Below are 19,045 nucleotides of genomic sequence, written 5' to 3' on the forward strand. Positions count from 1 at the left end.
GTAAATTAAAATTGACAAAAATAGTTGTCTATGTTAAAGTACAAATATATTTAAAGGAATATTTTCCATATTAAGGAGGAAAAAATGGGAAAGGTTTTAAGTTTAAATAATTCAAATTTTAAAGGTGAAGTTATTGAATCAAAAGGATTAGTATTAGTTGATTTCTGGGCTGATTGGTGTGGGCCTTGCAAAATGTTAGCGCCAATTTTAGAAGAGCTTTCAGGAGAAACTGAAGCAAAAATCTGTAAGGTAAATGTAGATGAAAGTGGAGACTTAGCAGGAGATTACGGAATTAGAAGTATTCCAACAATGATTATATTCAAAGATGGAGTTAAAGTTGATCAAATAGTTGGGTTAAGACAAAAATCAGAGCTTTTAGAAAAATTGAATTCTTATTAAAATAATAAATAAAAAGGTTGCTACTGGCAACCTTTTTTGTTTTATGGTATAATTGAAATTAACATAAAATGGGAAAATGGGAGGGCCAATGAAAAGTAAAATCTATTTAATTTTAGCTTTAATGGTTGTTGCTATAACCAGTTTAAAAGCACAAACAGAAAAGATTGATGATTTACAAAATGAAGTTGAGATAGACTTGAATTCAGATACGATGACTTCGACAGACGGAGTAAATGTAAGATATGGATCTTTAAAGTTAAAAGCTTTTGAAGTTAAAGTTGACAGAGAGAAAAATAGAGCTTATATTCCAGGAGAGTTCTATCTAGAAGCAGATGAGCCTACAGGAAAATTGAGAATGGACTCACTAAATGGAGAGTTTGATACAGAGGGGAAAACTGGAAGTTTTGGTAAAAGTTTTGGATATCTTGAAGTTGGTCAGGTAACTGGTGCAGAAAAGCCAAATGATAGAATCTATTTTGGTGGAAATAAAACAGAGTACTTAAATGGGAAAACTTATTTAAGAGACGCATGGTTTACAACAGATCCTAAAATTCTTGAGAATAGAAACCCAGAAGAAGTTGGTTACCATTTACAATCTGATACAATAGTAATTGAACCAGATAAACAAGTAACCTTTAGAAATACAAATCTTTTCATAGGAGATACAGATGTAATCCCATTTTCATTACCTTGGTATAGATTTAATATAAGACAAGGTTCAGAAGTTCCTTTATTCCCAAGTTGGGGAAATGATGATGACTACGGATGGTTTATAACATCAGGGGTTTTATGGGGAGATAAAGATAGTAAATTTAAAGGTGGTATAGCACCAAAATTTGGAGATAGAATAGGACTTTTAATAGGTAGAATGGAAAATTGGTATGATTTTGGAACCTATGGAAAAGGACAATTAAATATTAATGATTGGTTAATAGATAAAAAAGCCGATGGAAATGATGTAGAAAGAAACTTCAATAGATGGGATTTCAATTACAATCATAACTATTCTGGTGAATATGGATTCTTTAATTTAAATTATAAGAACGCAACATATAACATGATTCCAACTTTAGATGATGCGATAGATAAGTATTTTTATGGTCCAGGAAACCAAGGAAGACCAGGCAATACATGGAAATATGTTGATGGTATACCAGATCGTGGTGGAAGTTTAGGATTCTATACTTTAAATACAGAGTTAACAAATTTAGGAGAAGATAAAGATATTAGCATTAAAGCTGATGTAAATCTTGTTTCTGATAAAAAAGTATATGGAGTAATAGTAGCAGATCAATTGGATGATATGGACTATGGATCATCAGCAGACTATGATTTAACAAGCGATGTATCTATAAAGAAAGAAAATGATAGATATTCAGTAGGAGCATATTATAACTATCTTTATGATATGGATCCAGGATCTACAAAACAAGACTTGCAGTCAAGAGCTGAGAATTTTGGATTTAATTTTAATGATAAAGTAAATAAGATTAATATATCTTATGATGATAAAACAGGAAATAAATTCAGAGAGTTAAACTCTTGGGAAAGAGATCCAAATTTTAGTAAATTAGATAATCAAGGCTTTTATGGAATAAAGTTTGATTATACTCCATGGACTGTAGAACAATATAGTATATATGATAGCAAGGATCTAAAGACCTCTTTAGGTGAATATCATCTATATAAAGATGTATTCTATAAAGTTGGGTATGATTATACTGAGTTTGAGCATAAACTAAACTTACAAAATGATCCATTTAGAAAAACTGCTTTATTTGATGGAACTACAAAAACTAATAATTATAGAGATTTACAATATAATAGATATGAAAATATTATTTATAATAAAACATCTGAGAATAGAGCTTACGTAGACTTTATGTATGATTCATTAAAGCTAACAATAGCTGGAGGTAATACAAAAGAAGAGATATGGGATAGAGAAGGGATTTATCACTATGGTGATATAAATAATCCTTGGGATAGAAGTGCATATAGAATATATGTAAATAACTCAAATTTCTATGAAGTAGGTTTATCTGATGAAAAACTATCGTTATCAAGACTTGGAAATCTAGAAGTATATGGAAATGTAAGATTTGATCAGTATGATAAAGGGTATGATAATTTAGCTGACAAAGAGATATCAACAGATGATAGTTCAACTAGATATAGAGCTGGATTTACTCATAATGTAACTATATTTGATAATAGTGAAAACAAAGAGAGAAAAACAGATTTATCTTTATTAAATAGATTAACTTATATGTTCCAAGAGTATTCTTATAACTCAGATTCAAAAATTACTAAAGATGTAAGAATGGCTCAAAAGGATAATATTCAACAGGTTACAGATACTGTTACATTTGATTTAGGAAATACTGAAACTGTATATAAAGTTGATTATAAAGAGATAAAAAGAGCAAGTAATGACAATAAAAAAGGTGAAATATTAAATCAAAATTTAGATTTCTTAATTGATGATAAAAATAGTTTTGGTTTAGAATATGGTTCAGATAAAAGATTTACAGATTATAATAAAAAAGATGAAAATCATAATGATTTGACTTTTGAGAATTATGGTGCTAATTACAGATATGCAAATAACTATTTCTATTATAAAAATCGTAGAATAGATTCTAGTATCTGGGAAATAGAAAATGTAAATAATGCTGAAGAAAAAATTAGAGAAGATGTCTATGGTTATACTTATGATTTTGGAAAAAATAAATTAAATTTAGAGTATATTCAAGGTAAAGATGAAAGAGATGAGTTGGGAGCAAAAGTAATTAATACTAAAAATAAAACTTATTCAGTTTCATATTTAGTAGGTGGAGATGTAGAGCATTTATATAGAGCTAGCTATGAAGATTATAAAAATGCGGGTGAATGGAATCCTACGTTAAGTAGATATAACTCAGATATAGTTTATTTAGCTTATACTTATAAAGATAAGAGATTTACAGATGCAGAATTAGTTTCATATGCATCTTCAGAGTATAATAAAACTCCAGATCAATTATCCCAAGTTGAAATAGACAGAATTAGACAAGTTCTTGAAGATAGAGAAAATTCTAGAGCTAGAACATTTAATTTAAATAGAATAATTGACGATAGAACATATTTTGGAGATTATAAAAGAGGTTTCCATGCTTCTTTAATGATGCAAAGAAATGATAAGAGATATGAAATGACTGGTGATTACTTGAAGTCATTGGAGGAGTTAGAAGGAAGATTGTTCTATTCGTACAATAGAATAGGATTAGGTTATATTTATAATCAAAAATCTAATTATACAAACTATGGAGTATCAGATGAGAAAAAATTAGATTGGAGAGATTCAGAAAGAGAGCATGAGTTTAGTTTAAATGCTAAAGTTGGAAAACCAAGTGAAGGTTGGAGAACAAAAGCATATGTTAAATTCTATGATCAACTTGGAGGACAAGGTGATAATGGAAGAAGTACTTTTGATGGATTTGGTGTTGAGATAGGAAAAGAGTTTGGATACTATGAGTGGGCAGTGGCTTATGAAAGAGATTATTCATATAGAACTAAAGACTATGAATGGAGTATGGCTATCCAATTTAAACTATTAACATTCCCAACAAGTAATATATTCGGATTAGGTGCAACAACTGACCAAAATAAAAAGACAACTCCAGATACATATCTATTTAATGGAATTAAAATAGATGATCTAGAGGATTAATATATTTATAGAAGAAAAGGAGAAAAACATGAAAGTAATATTACCAAGTGGAGATATAAAAGAGTTTGAAAACAGTGTAAATATGTTTGAAGTTGCAAAGTCAATTAGTAACTCTTTAGCTAAGAAAGCTGTTGGAGCAAAAGTAGATGGAAAGGAAGTTGATATGAGCTATGTACTAGATAGAGATGCTCATGTTGAAATAATAACTCCTGAAACTGAAGAGGGAGAAGAGATAATAAAGCATTCAACTGCGCACTTATTAGCACAAGCAGTTATTAGACTTTTCCCAGGAACTAAAGTAGCAATAGGTCCAGCAATAGAGAATGGATTCTATTATGACTTTGATCCTGAAAATCAATTTACAGATGAAGATTTAGAAAGAATCGAAGCTGAAATGAAGAAAATTACAAAAGAAAATATAAAAGTTGAAAGAATTGAGATGACTAGAGATGAAGCTATAGAACATTTTAAAAATCTTGGTGAAACTTATAAAGTTGAAATTATTGAAAGCATTCCAGCTAATGAGATGTTAACATTTTATAAACAGGGAGATTTCATTGATTTATGTAGAGGACCACACGTACCGTCTACATCATACTTAAAAGCTTTTAAATTAAAGTCAGTGGCTGGAGCTTACTGGAGAGGAGATTCTAATAACAAAATGTTACAAAGAATCTATGGATTTGCATTTGCAACTGAGCCTCAATTAAAAGCACATCTAAAGTTTTTAGAAGAAGCTGAGAAAAGAGATCACAGAAAGTTAGGAAGAGAGCTAGAGTTATTCTTTACAAGTGATTTTGGACCAGGATTCCCATTCTTCTTACCAAACGGAATGAAGATGAGAAATGTTTTAACAGATTTATGGAGAAGAGAGCATGAAAAAGCTGGATACGAGATGATTCAAACTCCAATAATGCTAAATAAAGAGTTGTGGGAAACTTCAGGACACTGGATGAATTATAGAGAAAATATGTATACATCAGAAATTGATGAGACAGAATTTGCTATAAAACCAATGAACTGTCCAGGTGGAGTTTTAGTATATAAGCATGGAATGCATTCATATAAAGATTTACCAATAAGAGCAGGAGAGTTAGGAATTGTTCATAGACATGAGTTTTCAGGAGCTCTTCATGGATTAATGAGAGTAAGAAACTTTACTCAAGATGATGCTCACATCTTTATGACTCCTGAGCAAATAGAAGATGAAATTATAGGAGTAGTAAACTTAATAGATAAGTTCTATAGAGGATTATTTGGGTTTGAATATGCAATTGAGTTATCAACAAGACCTGAAAAAGCTATTGGATCTCAAGAGATTTGGGATAAAGCTGAATCTGCATTAGAGGGAGCTTTAAAGAGACTTGGAAGAGATTATAAATTAAATCCAGGAGATGGAGCATTCTACGGACCAAAATTAGACTTTAAAATTAAGGATGCTATAGGAAGAACTTGGCAGTGTGGAACTATTCAACTAGACTTTAACTTACCAGAGAGATTTGATATCTCTTATGTTGGAGAAGATGGAGAAAAGCATAGACCAGTAATGATTCATAGAGTTGTTTATGGATCTTTAGAAAGATTCATGGGAATCTTAATAGAGCATTATGCAGGAGCATTCCCAACTTGGTTAGCACCTTGTCAAGTTAAAGTATTAACTATAAATGATGAAGTTGCTCCTTATGCACAAGAAGTTGTAGATATGTTAAAAGAATCTGGAATAAGAGCAGAGATAGATACAAGAGCAGAATCTATTGGATATAAAATTAGAGAAGCTAATGGAAGATATAAAGTTCCAGTTCAATTAATAATTGGAAAAAATGAAGTAGAAAATAGAGAAGTAAATGTAAGAAGATTTGGTTCTCAAAATCAAGAATCTATGTCATTAGAAAACTTTATAGATATGATAAAAGAGGAAGCAGCACCAAAATTTAACAACTAATATTTTAGAGACTGTATTTTAATTAGTACAGTCTCTTTTTTGATTTTATAGAATTGATTTTATTTTAAAACTATGATAGAATTAAGAGTAAAATAAATATAAATCCATAATTTATATGGTAGATGTTCGGAAACCTCCATCTTAAAAAAACTAGGCTTAAAATATTAAAATACAAGGGAGAGTTGTACCCTTTTTTTAAATTTGAGCAGGAGTTTCCTGCTCTTTTTTTATTTAAAAATAAAATTAGGAGAAGAAAATGGGAATTAGGTATAGTAAAATAGAAAATAAAAATAAAAGAGAGATAGTCTTATTAAAAAGTTTTCCATGTAAATATGGAAAATGTAAGTTTTGTAATTATATAGAGGATAATTCAACGGATGAATTAGAAATAGATAAAGTTAATTTAGAAACTTTACAAGAGGTTACGGGAGAGTTTGGAGCTTTAGAGGTAATAAATTCAGGTTCAGTATTTGAGTTACCTATAAAAACATTAGAAAGAATTAGAGAAGTTGTTCATAATAAAAATATAAAATTATTATATTTTGAGATTTATTATGGATATAAAAATAGATTAGATGAAATTAGAGAGTTTTTCAAAGGTATAGATATAAGATTTAGAATGGGAATGGAGACATTTGACAATAATTTTAGAATAAACTCATATGGAAAAAACTTTAAAATAGATACACTAGAAATAGAAGAGTTAAGTAAAAAATTATACTCAGTATGTCTTTTAATTTGTGTAAAAGGTCAAACAAAAGAGATGATAAAAAAAGATATTGAACTTGGCTTGAAGTATTTTAAAAGTATAACTGTAAATATATTTATAAATAATGGAACTGAAGTTGAAAGAGATGAAGAGCTTGTAAAGTGGTTTGTAGAAAATTATAATCAACTACAAGAAGATCCAAGAGTGGAACTATTAATTGATAATAAAGATTTAGGAGTTTTTGAACAATAATTTTAAAAAGGAGATAATTATGAGAAATGAAATTTTATGGATAGTAATGCTTTTTGTTAATTTTTTTAGCATAATTTTTATATATAAAAAATTTGGAAAGTTAGGACTTTTTATTTGGGTTCCAATTAGTAGTATATTAGCAAATATCCAGGTTGTGCTTTTAGTAAACCTTTTTGGATTTGAAACGACTTTAGGAAATATAATGTATGCAGGTGGATTTTTAGTGACAGATATTCTATCTGAAAATTATGGTGAAGAAGAAGCAAAAAGTGCTGTTAAATTGGGGTTTGTAAGTATGATTGTAACTGCAGTAATAATGAAATTAGCAGTATCTTTTGTTCCAAGTACAGTTCAAGCAGGTGCAGAAAATTTTAAAAGTTTAAAAATGATATTTGATTTTATGCCTAGAATACTTTTTGCAGGATTAGTAGCTTATGGTGTTTCACAAAGACATGATGTTTGGGCTTATAAGTTTTGGAAAAATAGGTTTCCAGCAAAGAAACATATATGGATAAGAAATAATTTTAGTACTTTAGTAAGCCAACTAATTGATAATCTTATTTTTACAACAATAGCTTTTGCAGGAGTTTATCCAGTTGAAGTTTTAGTAGAGATATTTTTAGTAACTTATGTTATGAAAGTTATAGTAGCTACAATGGATACACCATTTGTTTATTTAGCTAGTTACCTAAAAGAAAATAAAAGTGTAACAGAAAAGATAATTATCTAGTGTTGAGTATTCTCAACACTTTTTTATTTTAAAATAGTGTTGAAAAAAAAGGATATCTATACTAAAATAAGTAAAATAACTAAAAATATTTATAGGAGGAGTTATGAAAGTAGTAGTAGCTATAGATTCGTTTAAAGGAAGTTTAAGCTCTTATGAACTTGGACAAGCAATAGAAGTTGGAGTAAAAAGAGTATACCCAGAGGCTGAAGTAATAAAGGTACCAATCGCTGATGGAGGAGAGGGAACAGTAGCTTCTTTAGTTGAAGGAACGAAAGGAAAATTTGTAACAGTAACAGTAAATAATCCTCTTATGGAAAAAATTGAAGCTAGATATGGAATAATGGGAGATGGAAAAACTGCGGTAATTGAGATGGCAGAAGCATCAGGACTGCCATTAATACCAGTGGAAAAAAGAAATCCTATGAAGACAACTACTTATGGGACAGGAGAGTTAATAAAAGATGCAATATTAAAGGGATGTCGTGAATTTATAGTTGGAATAGGTGGAAGTGCTACAAATGATGCTGGACTTGGTATGTTACAAGCTTTAGGTTACAAATTTTTAGATGAAAATAAAAAAGAATTAGGATTTGGAGGAGAGATTTTATCTAAAGTAAGATATATAGATTCGACAAAGAGTTTACCCGAATTAAAAGATTGTAGATTTTTAGTGGCATGTGATGTTGATAATCCGTTCTATGGTCCAAAAGGAGCTGCAGAGATTTACTCAAGACAAAAGGGTGCCACTGAAGATATGGTTAAAGAGCTAGATAAAGGATTAAAAGATTTATCAGAAGTAATAAAGAAAGAGTTGGATATAGATGTTTCAAATCTTTCAGGAGCTGGAGCAGCAGGTGGATTAGGAGGAGGTTTAGTAGCTTTCTTAAATGGTAAATTGTCACCAGGAATAGATATGATATTAGAAAAAGTAGGCTTAGAAAAAGAATTAAAAGATGCTGATTTTGTTATAACAGGAGAAGGTAGATTAGATCATCAGACAGCTATGGGAAAAGCACCAGTGGGAGTTGCAAAAATAGCTAAAAAATTTGATATTCCTGTAATAGCTTTAGCAGGAGGATTAACAGATGATGCAGTACAAACTCACGAAAAAGGAATAGATAGTTTCTTCTCAATAATAAATTATCCAATAACTTTAGAGGAAGCTATGAAAAAAGATACAGCTGAAAAGTTTGTAAAAGGAAATACTGAGGAAATATTTAGATTGATAAAAGTTTGTGAGAAAAAATACTCAAAATAAAATAGGAGGCAAGAAATGACAGCATTTGGAGCAGTATTGGGATTAATAATAGCTATAATATTGATAATGAGAAAAGCTAATCCGGCTTATAGTTTAATTTTAGGTGCTATAATAGGAGGATTAGCTGGAGGAGTATCTCTTCCAGAAACAGTAAACTTAATGGTTAGTGGAGTAAAGGATGTAACACCAGCAATAGTTAGAATTTTAACAGCTGGTATCTTAGCAGGAATACTAATAAAAACAGAAGCAGCTACAAAAATAGCTGAAACAATAATAGATACTTTAGGAGAAAAGAGAGCAATATTTGCATTAGCTTTATCAGCACTTATTTTAACAGCAATAGGAGTATTTATAGATGTAGCAGTAATAACTGTATCACCAATAGCTTTAGCTATAGCAAAAAGATTAAAAATATCTAAAATGGCAATGTTATGTGCAATGATAGGTGGAGGAAAATCTGGAAATATAATATCACCAAATCCAAATACAATAGCAGCTGCGGAAAATTTTGGAGCCCCTCTTCCATCTGTAATGTGGGTAAATATAATTCCAGCAATAGTTGGATTATTTGCAACAATTTTAATAGCTAAACTTTTAGTTGAAAAGGGTGAAAAAGTTTTAGAAAGTGAAATTGAACAGAGTAGTGGAGAAAATTTACCAAGTTTTTTTGGAAGTATAATAGGTCCAATTGTAACTATAAGTTTATTGGCTTTAAGACCAATAGCAGGAATTAATATAGATCCTTTAATAGCATTACCTGTTGGAGGACTAGTTGGAATTGTGGCGATGGGTAAAACTTCAAAGTTAAAAGAGTCTATGGAATATGGGTTACAAAAGATGTCAGGAGTAGCTATTCTTTTAATAGGAACTGGAACAGTTGCTGGAATAATAAAAAATTCAACATTAAAAGATGTTATATTATCAGTTTTAGGAAAAGCAAATATTAGTGAACAATTAATAGCACCAATAGCTGGGGCATTAATGTCTGGAGCAACAGCATCAACAACAGCTGGAGCAACTATAGCATCAGCAACATTTTCAGGAGTAATATTAGCAGCTGGAGTAAGTGCTGTTTGGGGAGCTGCAATGGTAAACTCAGGAGCTACAGTTTTAGATCACCTACCTCATGGATCATTTTTCCATAGTACAGGTGGAGCTAGTAACACAAAATTAGAAGAAAGATTAAAATTAATTCCTTATGAATCAGCAATAGGATTTGTATTAGCTCTTTCTACTTTTGTAACTTATTTAGTAATTGGATAAAAAAAGATGCTGAAAAATTTTTCAGCATCTTTTTTATATAATAATATCTTCTCTTTTAATCTCTTTAACTTCACCAGGAATCATTCCATCAAGAGTTAAATTACCAAACTTTACTCTTTTAAGGTAGATAACTTTATTTTTAACAGCTTTTAACATTTTTTTTACTTGATGATACTTTCCTTCTGTAATAGTCAAATGAATACATTTAGAATTTAAATACTCTACTTTACCTGGAAGTGCAGCATAGTTGGTATCTAGAATGACACCTTGCTCTAAAGCAATAATATCTTCTTGGGAAATTTCTTTATCTAGTTCAACATAGTATGTTTTTTCCATATTTCTATCTGGATGAGCCATAGCATGACTTAAATCACCATCACTTGTAAATAATAAAACCCCTTCAGTATCACGATCAAGTCGTCCTACAGGGAAAACAGAATTTTTATCAATATATTCAGGTAAAAGTTCAGCAACAGTTTTTTTATTTTCATCTTCCATGGCAGTTATATATCCTGCTATTTTATACATAATATAGTATTTTAGCTGTTTTTTTTCTGGAATTATTCCATCAAAAGTAATAATATCTTCTCCCCATTCAACATCAGTAGCATCGTTAACTTCAATATCCCCATTAACAGTAACTCTTCCTTGAGCAATTGCAGTTTTAATTTTTTTTCTACTAGCAACACCACATTGAACTAAATATTTTTCTAATCTCAAATTTAAACCTCACAAAATTTATTTTACATAAGATGTTAACATATTTTTGATAAATTTGCAAAATAGACTATTTTTTTCAAACAAATTATGTTAATTTATATATGGGTTAAATAATTTTAAGTAAATTTTGGGAGGAAAAATGAGTTTTTTAGTAGAGAAGTTTTTACAATATGTTAAAATTGATACGACATCAGATTCAAAAAGTCAATCGTGTCCAAGTAGTGAGATTCAATGGAATTTAGCTAAGATTATAGTTAAAGATTTACAAGAGATTGGTTTAGTAGATATATCATTAGATGAAAATGGATATATTATGGGGACACTACCATCAAATACACAAAAAGATATTCCAACAATAGGATTTATAGCACATATGGATACAGCACCATCATTTAATGGTAATGATATAAAGCCAAGAATTATAGATAACTATGATGGTAATGATATTATACTAAATAGTGATTTAAATATATTAATGACAGTAAAAGATTTTCCAGAATTAAAAAAATATGTAAATCAAAAATTAATTGTAACAGATGGAACAACGCTTTTAGGAGCAGATGATAAAGCTGGTATAGTTGAAATAATGACAGCATTAAAATATTTAAAAGAGAATCCAACTATTGAGCATGGAGAAATTAAAATAGGAATAACTCCTGATGAAGAAATAGGAAGAGGTGCAAATTTATTTGATGTAGAAAAGTTTGGAGCAAAGTTTGCTTATACAATTGATGGAGGAGAAGTTGGAGAATTAGAGTTTGAAAACTTCAATGCCGCATCAGCAAATATAGTAATCAAAGGAAGAGATATTCATCCAGGAGCTTCAAAAAATAAGATGATAAATGCGATGTTATTAGCAATGGAACTAAATGATATGTTGCCAGCTAATGAAAGACCTGAATATACAGAAGGGTATGAAGGGTTCTTTTTATTAACTAATTTCAAAGGAACAATAGAAACAACAGAGATAGATTACATAATAAGAGATCATTCAAAAGAGAAGTTCTTAGAAAAGAAGGAACTAATTGAAAATGCTGTAAAATATCTTCAAGGAAAATATAAAGATGCAGAGATAATTTTAACATTAAAAGATAGCTATTATAATATGAGAGAGATGATAGAACCAGTTTATCATATCGTAGATTTAGCTAAAAATGCAATGATAGAAGTTGGGGTAAAACCAATAATAAAGCCAATTAGAGGTGGAACTGACGGAGCAAGACTGTCATTTAAAGGGCTACCTTGTCCAAACATATTCACAGGTGGACACAACTTTCATGGTAAATTTGAATTTATTCCAATAGAATCAATGGAACAATCAGTAAAAGTAATATTGAAAATTGTTGAAATTTTATCTAGATAAATATCAGTTTTGGAGGTAAAAATGAAAACATATCATTTTCTAATTAAGGGTGAAGTTCAAGGAGTAGGTTATAGAATAACAGCATATTTAAATGCAACAAGACTTGGAATTACTGGCAGTGTAAAAAATTTACCAAATGATAATGTAGAAGTTTTTGCTCAGGGAGATGAAAAAATAATAGATAATTTTAAAAAATATTTAAAGATAGGTTCCTCTATGAGTCGCGTTAGTGAGATAGATGAAGATATATTAGACAAACCAGAATTTAAAGATTTTCAAGTTATATATTAATGGCGGTAGAAACTACCGCCATTTTTTTAGTTATTGTTTATTTAAAAGATTATTTAAAAGCATTGCTAAATCTGCAGCGTTACATTCAACAACATGAGCAGTAATAACTTCATTATCTTCATTTTTTATATTTACAAAAACTCTATCATTTATTAAAAGAATTTCTGTGACAACTCCTTCGGCAATTTTGTATGTACCTGTAGCTTTAGAAATAGCAAAAATCTCGAAACCTTCTGCTACAATATCTATTGAATCTAATTGTTGTTTCTTTAAAAAATCTTTTGCTAACTCTTCCGATTGCACATAAAAATTTTCTAGAATATCCACGTATTTACTTTTTTTTATTAATTTATCAACTAAAACAGCTAAAGAAAATGGATGATAGATTTCTTCTACACTATATGGAGACGGAATTTGTTCCTTGTTCTTAAGAAAAATTTCAATTCCAGTTTCACCATCTTTTATAGTTTCGATAATAGGTGTTTTACTGTCATCTAAGTAATCGATAACATCTATCTCTAAATTTCCAACAGATAATTTTTTAGTTTTTTCTTTTTTCATTAATATTTCGAATTCATCTTCAATTTTTTCATAAAAATTAACAATAAAATCATTAAAAAAATTTTCGTACATAAATTAATCACCACCAATATTTTTTAACATATTATAACATAAAATATATGATATAATATACAGAAGAGAAAAAAATAGTGAGGTAGATAAAATGATAATTTGTCCAGTTTGTAATAAAAAAATGACAAGAATAGAAAGAAAATATATATGTGAGAGAAATCATAACTTTGATATTTCAAAATATGGTCATGTAAATTTATTATTATCTAATCAGAAAAATAGTAAAATTCCTGGTGACAATAAAGAAATGGTTTTAAGTAGAAAAAATTATTTGGAGAAAGGTTATTACAGAGGAATATCTGATGGTGTTAATCAAATTGTTGAAAATTACTTAGATAATAAAAAAGAGTTAAATATACTAGATATAGGTTGTGGAGAGGGATATTATACAAATAGATTAAAAGAAAAGTTAGATGCGCTAAACATAAATAGTAATATTGTAGGAATAGATATTTCAAAAGAGGCTGTGATTTCAGCAGCAAAGTCATATAAAAATATGGAATGGATTGTAGCAAGCGCAAGTTCTTTACCAATAGAGGATGAATCATTAGATTTTATAATCTGTATGTTTGCTAAAATAATACCAGAAGAAAATATGAGAACTTTAAAAAAAGGTGGAAAATTAATAGTTGTTTCAACTGGTGAAAATCATCTATTACAATTAAAAGAGGTAGTTTACGAATCTGTAAGAAAAGAGTTTTACTCTCCTGTAGAGGATTTAAAAATATTTAAGCATTTAGAAACTGTAAATTTAAAGTATGAAACGGAGATTTTAGAAAAAGAAAGTATAGAAAATCTATTTAATATGACTCCTTATAGATGGAGAAGCCCACAAAAGGGTGTTGAAAAATTATTTGCATTAGATAAATTAAAAACTACAGTTGAAGTAAATATAGATATTTTTGAAAAAAAATAAAAAAATAAAACTTTTTTAAAAAACTTTACGTCAAAAAAATATAATTAGAAAGTTAGAAATAATTTTTTAATTATAAGAAGATTTTATACTTACAAAAGTATTATTTAATCCCCCCCTGTAGACGACCTTCTATCCCCCCCGGAAGGTCGTTTCATTTTTTTGTACTTCTAATAAATATTTAGAAGTATTTTTTTTTATAAATTTATATTGTATAATATATTAGGTCAATTTTAGGGGGAGATAAAGTTGAAACAAATAGATAGAATTATTTTGATAAATGTAATAACAACAGCTATAGTTTCAGGTGTATTCAATGTTTTTACAGGAATACATGTTAAAAATTTAGGTTTTGGTGAAGGGATAGTAGGGCAAGTACTCTCAATTGGGAGTGTATCAATTGCATTAGGATCAATGTTAAATGCCTATTTAAGTTCAAAACTTGGTTTTAAAAAAACAATTTCATTGGGACTAATTTTAATGAGTATTGGAATTTTAGGAGTAAGTTTTTTAACAAATCCATTTTTAATCAAATTATTTTCTGGAATAATGGGGATAGGATATGGATTTCCATTTTCTTCAATAGGAGTACTTTTAATTGAAAATTCATCGGAAAAAGAGAGAGTTAAGGTTTTTAGTAAGAATTTTGTGAGTCAGAGTTTAGGTACTGTTTGTGCTAGTTATGGTGCTGGAAGATTGATTAAAACTTTTGGAAAAATTTTTGCAGTAGAAAAATCAATTCCATTGGTTTATTTATTTTGTGCTTTTTTAATTTTATTTAGTTTTTATCCTTTAAATGGATTGAAAGATAGAGAGATAATAAAAAATAAGAAAAGCAAAGATTTTTTCAAAGGCTTTAAAGAGGTTATGAGTGGCCAAGCTTTAAAATTTGTTATTTATAATACAATTATAGGTTTTGGAGCAGGATTGGTAATTCCATTTTTTAGTGTATATTTGAAATTTTCTTTAAATATAGATAATGAAAAAGTGGGAATTATTATGGGGTTATCTCAATTGGGATTAGTTATAGGAGGTTTATTAGTTCCATATATTTCTAAAGTATTAGGAAGAGAGAATACCGTTGTAATATGTCAGCTGTTATCAATTCCATTTTTAATCTCAATTGCATTTCCTCAAGGTATATTTATATTAGGAGTTTCATTTTTATTGAGGTCAACTTTGATGAATTTAAATCAGCCACTTATTCAAAATATATCTTTGGAGACCGTAGATTATGAAAATAGAGCGTTGATGAGTAGTGTAGTATCTATGTCATCTAATGTAACAAGAGCGATAAGTATGATTATAGCAGGATATTTAATGGAAAATATATCATATAATTTTCCATACTATCTAACAGTAGTTTTATATTTAGTTGGAACTGCTGTTTTTTATAAAAATTTTAAAGTAGAAAAACCATTAAGAGGAGGAGCAGATGAATAAAAACTTTGTTCATTTACATTTACACACAGAGTACAGTCTCCTAGATGGGGTTGGAAGAATAGAGGAGTATTTAGAAAGAGCTAAAAGTTTAAATATGAAAGCAATAGCTATTACAGATCATGGGAATATGTATGGAGCTATAGAGTTTTATAAATGTGCTATGAAGAAGGGTATCAAACCGATTATTGGTATTGAAGCATATGTATCAGAATTTGAAATGGAAAAAAAAGAGGGAAGAAATTTTCACTTGATACTTTTAGCTAAAAATCTAACTGGTTATAAAAATCTTTTGAAAATATCTTCAGTAGGATTTTTAAAGGGATTTTATTATAGACCTCGTGTGGATAAAGAGTTTTTAAAGAAGCATAGTGAAGGTATCATAGCTTTATCAGCATGTATGCAGGGAGAAGTCTCAAGAGCAATTCTTGAAAATGAAAAAGAGAAAATAATAGATGAAAAAATAACGAGTTATATAGAAATTTTTGGTAAAGAAAATTTTTATTTAGAGGTTCAAGGTAATGGAGTTGAAGGTCAAAGAGAATTGAATAAAGAGTTACAAAGATATTCTAAAAAACATGAATTAAAATGTGTAGCAACAAATGATACGCATTATGTTTATGAAGGAGATCATGTACTACAAGACTTAGTTATTTGTATTCAAACTGGAGCTAAGGTTTCAGATACAAATAGAATGAAAATAGAAACTAAAGAGTTATTTTTAAAAAGTAGAATGGAAATTATAAATTCTTTAGGTGAAGAATTTATTGACGCTATTGATATAACTGAAGAGATAGCAGAGAAATGCAATTTAAATTTAGAGTTTGGAGAGTTAAAGTTTCCAAAATATGAAATCCCAAATTGTGTAAAAACACCAGGAGAGTTTTTAAGAAAAATTGTATATAAAGGATTATCTCAGAGATATCCAAGTGGTTTAAGTGAGGAACTTTTAAAAAGAGTAGAGTATGAATTAGATGTTATTTTGAAAATGGGTTATGAGGAATACTTTATAGTTGTATGGGATTTTATCTCTTATGCAAAAGGAAAAAATATACCAATTGGACCTGGAAGAGGATCTGCGGCAGGAAGTCTAGTTGCTTATGCTTTAAAAATAACAGATTTAGATCCAATAAAATACAATTTAATTTTTGAAAGATTTTTAAATCCTGAGAGAATATCAATGCCAGATATAGATATAGATATTTGTCAGGAGAGAAGAGAAGAAGTAATTGAATATGTAACTCAAAAATATGGTGAGGATAAAGTAGCGCAAATAATAACTTTTGGTAGAATGAAAGCTAGAGCGGCTCTAAGAGATGTTGGAAGAGTATTAGATGTGAACTTAGCTAAAGTTGATAAAATAGCAAAACTAATACCTGCATTTTCAACATTAGACGAAGCTTTGAAAGCAAATTCTGAACTTAGAGAGTTATATATAGAGGATAATGAAATTAGAAACCTAGTGAATCTATCGCAAAGATTAGAGAATAAGGTTAGACATGCTTCTATACATGCCGCTGGAGTTGTAATAACTAAAGATCCATTAATGGAAGTAGTTCCTTTATATAGTGACAATAAGGATCATAAAATTTCGACGCAGTATCAAATGAAAGAACTAGAAGAGTTAGGTTTACTTAAAATGGATTTTCTAGGACTTAGAAACTTGACTAATATTCAGAGAACTATTGAGTATATTAAGGAAAGTAAAGGAAAAGATATAAAGTTAGAAGAGATTTCATTAAATGAAGCTCCAGTATATGAAATGCTTTCGTCAGGAGATAGTTTAGGAGTGTTTCAACTAGAATCAATAGGTATAAGAAAAATATTGGTTCAATTAAAACCTAATAGGTTTGAAGATGTAATAGCACTATTGGCTCTTTATCGTCCTGGACCATTAGGATCTGGAATGGTTGAGAGTTTTATAAATTGCAAAAATGGATTGGAAGAGATAAAATATCCCCATCCAACTTTAGAAAAAGTTTTAAAAGAGACATATGGTGTTATCTTATATCAAGAACAGGTAATGAAAATAGCTAATATAATGGCTAGTTATTCTTTAGGAGAAGCTGATCTTTTAAGAAGAGCAATGGGAAAAAAACAAGCTTCTATAATGGATGAAAATAGAGAAAAGTTTGTTAAAAGATCTATAAATAATGGATATTCTAAAGAAAAAGCAGAAGAGATATTTGACTTAATAGATAAGTTTGCAGGATATGGATTTAATAAATCCCATTCAGCAGCTTATGCCTTAATAGCTTATTGGACAGCATATTTTAAACATTTTTATCCTGAGGAGTATTATGCTTCAATAATGACATCTGAAAAAAGTAATGTAGAGAATGTTGCATTTTATATAGAGGATGCAAAAGCACATAAATTAGAGCTAAAGTTATCAGATGTTAACAATCCAGTATCTAAATTTACTGTAGAAGATGGTGGAATTAGATTCTCTCTAGCAGCTATAAAGAATGTTGGAGAAAGTTTAGCTCAAAAAATTCAAGCTGAATTTGAAAAAAATGGAAATTATTTAAGATATGAAGATTTTATTTATAGATTGAGAGGACAGGGGCTTAATAAAAAAAATATAGAAGCACTGGTTTATTCTGGAGCTTTAGATTCCCTTCCTGGAAATCGTAAGCAAAAAATAGAATCAATTGAGAAAGTTATCGACTATGCTAATAAAAAAATAAAAGAAGATGATATTCAACAGATGAATCTTTTTGGAGGAGCGAAATCAGAGATGGTAAATTTTGTTTTACCTGATGTAACAGACTTTACTCCAGATGAAAAATTAGAAAAAGAAAAAGAATTTTTAGGTTTTTATTATAGTGCACATCCTTTGGATAAGTATGATTGGCTAATAAAAACGTATAAAATGAACAAAATTTCAGAAATAAAATTAGAAAATTCCCTGCATATAATTAAAACTTATGGTATACTAAGGGATGTGAAAAAAATATTAACAAAAAAAACAAAAGAACCTATGTGTACATTTGTTATTGAAGATTATTATGATCAAATTTCTGGAATTATTTTTCCAAGAGAATATAAAGATTATTTAAATATAGAGCTTGAAGGTAAAGCTGTAGTAATAGATGGAAGTATTCAAGTTGATTATTTTAATGGAAACGAAAATAAAAAATTAGTTGTGAAAAATATGAAAGCTTTAAATTCAATAGAGTTTAATAAAAAAAATAGAATATATATACTAATTAATGAGAAATCTAAAGACAAGTACAATAGATTAAAAGAGATACTTTTAGATAGTAAAGGAGAAGTTCCTTTAAGTTTTGCTATAGATATTAATGGGAATAAAGAGATAAAAAACTCAAAACTAACGATTGAAATAACTCCTAGATTAATAAGAAAAATAGAGGAGTTATTAGGAGAAAAAAGTGTAGTTATAAGATAAAATTACAC

General features: G+C 28.9%; 14 protein-coding genes. 12 read left to right on the forward strand and 2 right to left on the reverse strand.

The genetic code is table 11. The features are described 5' to 3' along the window. The first annotated feature begins 84 nt into the window (after positions 1 to 84). From trxA to H5J23_RS04270, 7 genes are all read left to right on the forward strand, one after another. A complete protein-coding gene (trxA, locus tag H5J23_RS04240; RefSeq protein WP_023051537.1) occupies positions 85 to 399 on the forward strand; it encodes a thioredoxin in 315 nt (104 codons plus the stop codon). Between the two features lie 88 nt (positions 400 to 487). Next, the gene (locus H5J23_RS04245) at positions 488 to 4,111 is read left to right on the forward strand and encodes a hypothetical protein (protein ID WP_185891084.1); all 3,624 of its coding nucleotides are present in this window, start codon (positions 488 to 490) and stop codon (positions 4,109 to 4,111) included. Between the two features lie 28 nt (positions 4,112 to 4,139). Then, complete coding sequence (thrS, locus tag H5J23_RS04250) at positions 4,140 to 6,053, forward strand: threonine--tRNA ligase (protein ID WP_023051539.1); 1,914 nt, start codon at positions 4,140 to 4,142, stop codon at positions 6,051 to 6,053. 256 nt (positions 6,054 to 6,309) lie between these two features. Continuing rightward, positions 6,310 to 7,014 (forward strand): hypothetical protein, encoded by a 705-nt coding sequence (locus H5J23_RS04255; protein WP_023051541.1) that lies wholly within the window; start codon positions 6,310 to 6,312, stop codon positions 7,012 to 7,014. A gap of 16 nt (positions 7,015 to 7,030) precedes the next feature. Next, positions 7,031 to 7,744, forward strand: a complete 714-nt coding sequence (locus tag H5J23_RS04260; protein ID WP_370523838.1) for a queuosine precursor transporter — start codon at positions 7,031 to 7,033, stop codon at positions 7,742 to 7,744. A 103-nt stretch (positions 7,745 to 7,847) separates the two neighbouring features. Further along, positions 7,848 to 9,002, forward strand: coding sequence for a glycerate kinase (locus tag H5J23_RS04265; RefSeq protein ID WP_185891085.1), 1,155 nt, complete (start codon positions 7,848 to 7,850; stop codon positions 9,000 to 9,002). A 15-nt stretch (positions 9,003 to 9,017) separates the two neighbouring features. Then, a complete protein-coding gene (locus tag H5J23_RS04270) occupies positions 9,018 to 10,265 on the forward strand; it encodes a GntP family permease (protein ID WP_185891086.1) in 1,248 nt (415 codons plus the stop codon). Positions 10,266 to 10,298: 33 nt separating this feature from the next. Here the strand turns inward: H5J23_RS04270 and H5J23_RS04275 are convergent, their stop codons facing one another. Further along, positions 10,299 to 10,985: a pseudouridine synthase gene (locus H5J23_RS04275; RefSeq protein WP_185891087.1), complete on the reverse strand. Its 687-nt coding sequence runs from the start codon at positions 10,983 to 10,985 to the stop codon at positions 10,299 to 10,301. A gap of 139 nt (positions 10,986 to 11,124) precedes the next feature. Between H5J23_RS04275 and pepT the strand changes: the two genes are divergently transcribed. Both pepT and H5J23_RS04285 read left to right on the forward strand, forming a co-directional pair. Next, the gene (gene pepT, locus H5J23_RS04280) at positions 11,125 to 12,348 is read left to right on the forward strand and encodes a peptidase T (RefSeq protein ID WP_185891088.1); all 1,224 of its coding nucleotides are present in this window, start codon (positions 11,125 to 11,127) and stop codon (positions 12,346 to 12,348) included. A 21-nt stretch (positions 12,349 to 12,369) separates the two neighbouring features. After that, on the forward strand, positions 12,370 to 12,639 hold the full coding sequence (locus tag H5J23_RS04285; protein WP_185891089.1) for an acylphosphatase: 270 nt from the start codon (positions 12,370 to 12,372) through the stop codon (positions 12,637 to 12,639). A gap of 30 nt (positions 12,640 to 12,669) precedes the next feature. Here H5J23_RS04285 and H5J23_RS04290 read toward each other — a convergent pair whose 3' ends face one another. Further along, positions 12,670 to 13,272 (reverse strand): hypothetical protein, encoded by a 603-nt coding sequence (locus H5J23_RS04290; RefSeq protein ID WP_023051548.1) that lies wholly within the window; start codon positions 13,270 to 13,272, stop codon positions 12,670 to 12,672. Between the two features lie 91 nt (positions 13,273 to 13,363). Between H5J23_RS04290 and H5J23_RS04295 the strand changes: the two genes are divergently transcribed. The 3 genes from H5J23_RS04295 to H5J23_RS04305 all read left to right on the forward strand — a co-directional run bounded on the left by H5J23_RS04295 (position 13,364) and on the right by H5J23_RS04305 (position 19,037). Continuing rightward, entirely contained in the window at positions 13,364 to 14,188 is an 825-nt protein-coding gene (locus H5J23_RS04295; protein WP_185891090.1) for a methyltransferase domain-containing protein, read from the forward strand. A gap of 246 nt (positions 14,189 to 14,434) precedes the next feature. Then, positions 14,435 to 15,628 carry an MFS transporter gene (locus tag H5J23_RS04300; protein WP_185891092.1) on the forward strand — a complete coding sequence of 398 codons (1,194 nt, stop codon included), beginning with the start codon at positions 14,435 to 14,437 and terminating at the stop codon, positions 15,626 to 15,628. Next, positions 15,621 to 19,037, forward strand: a complete 3,417-nt coding sequence (locus H5J23_RS04305) for a DNA polymerase III subunit alpha (protein WP_185891093.1) — start codon at positions 15,621 to 15,623, stop codon at positions 19,035 to 19,037. Before H5J23_RS04300 ends, H5J23_RS04305 begins: the two co-directional genes overlap by 8 nt. Positions 19,038 to 19,045: the final 8 nt, after the last annotated feature.

Origin of the sequence: Cetobacterium sp. 2G large (genome assembly GCF_014250655.1) — a bacterium.
Lineage (GTDB): Bacteria > Fusobacteriota > Fusobacteriia > Fusobacteriales > Fusobacteriaceae > Cetobacterium_A > Cetobacterium_A somerae.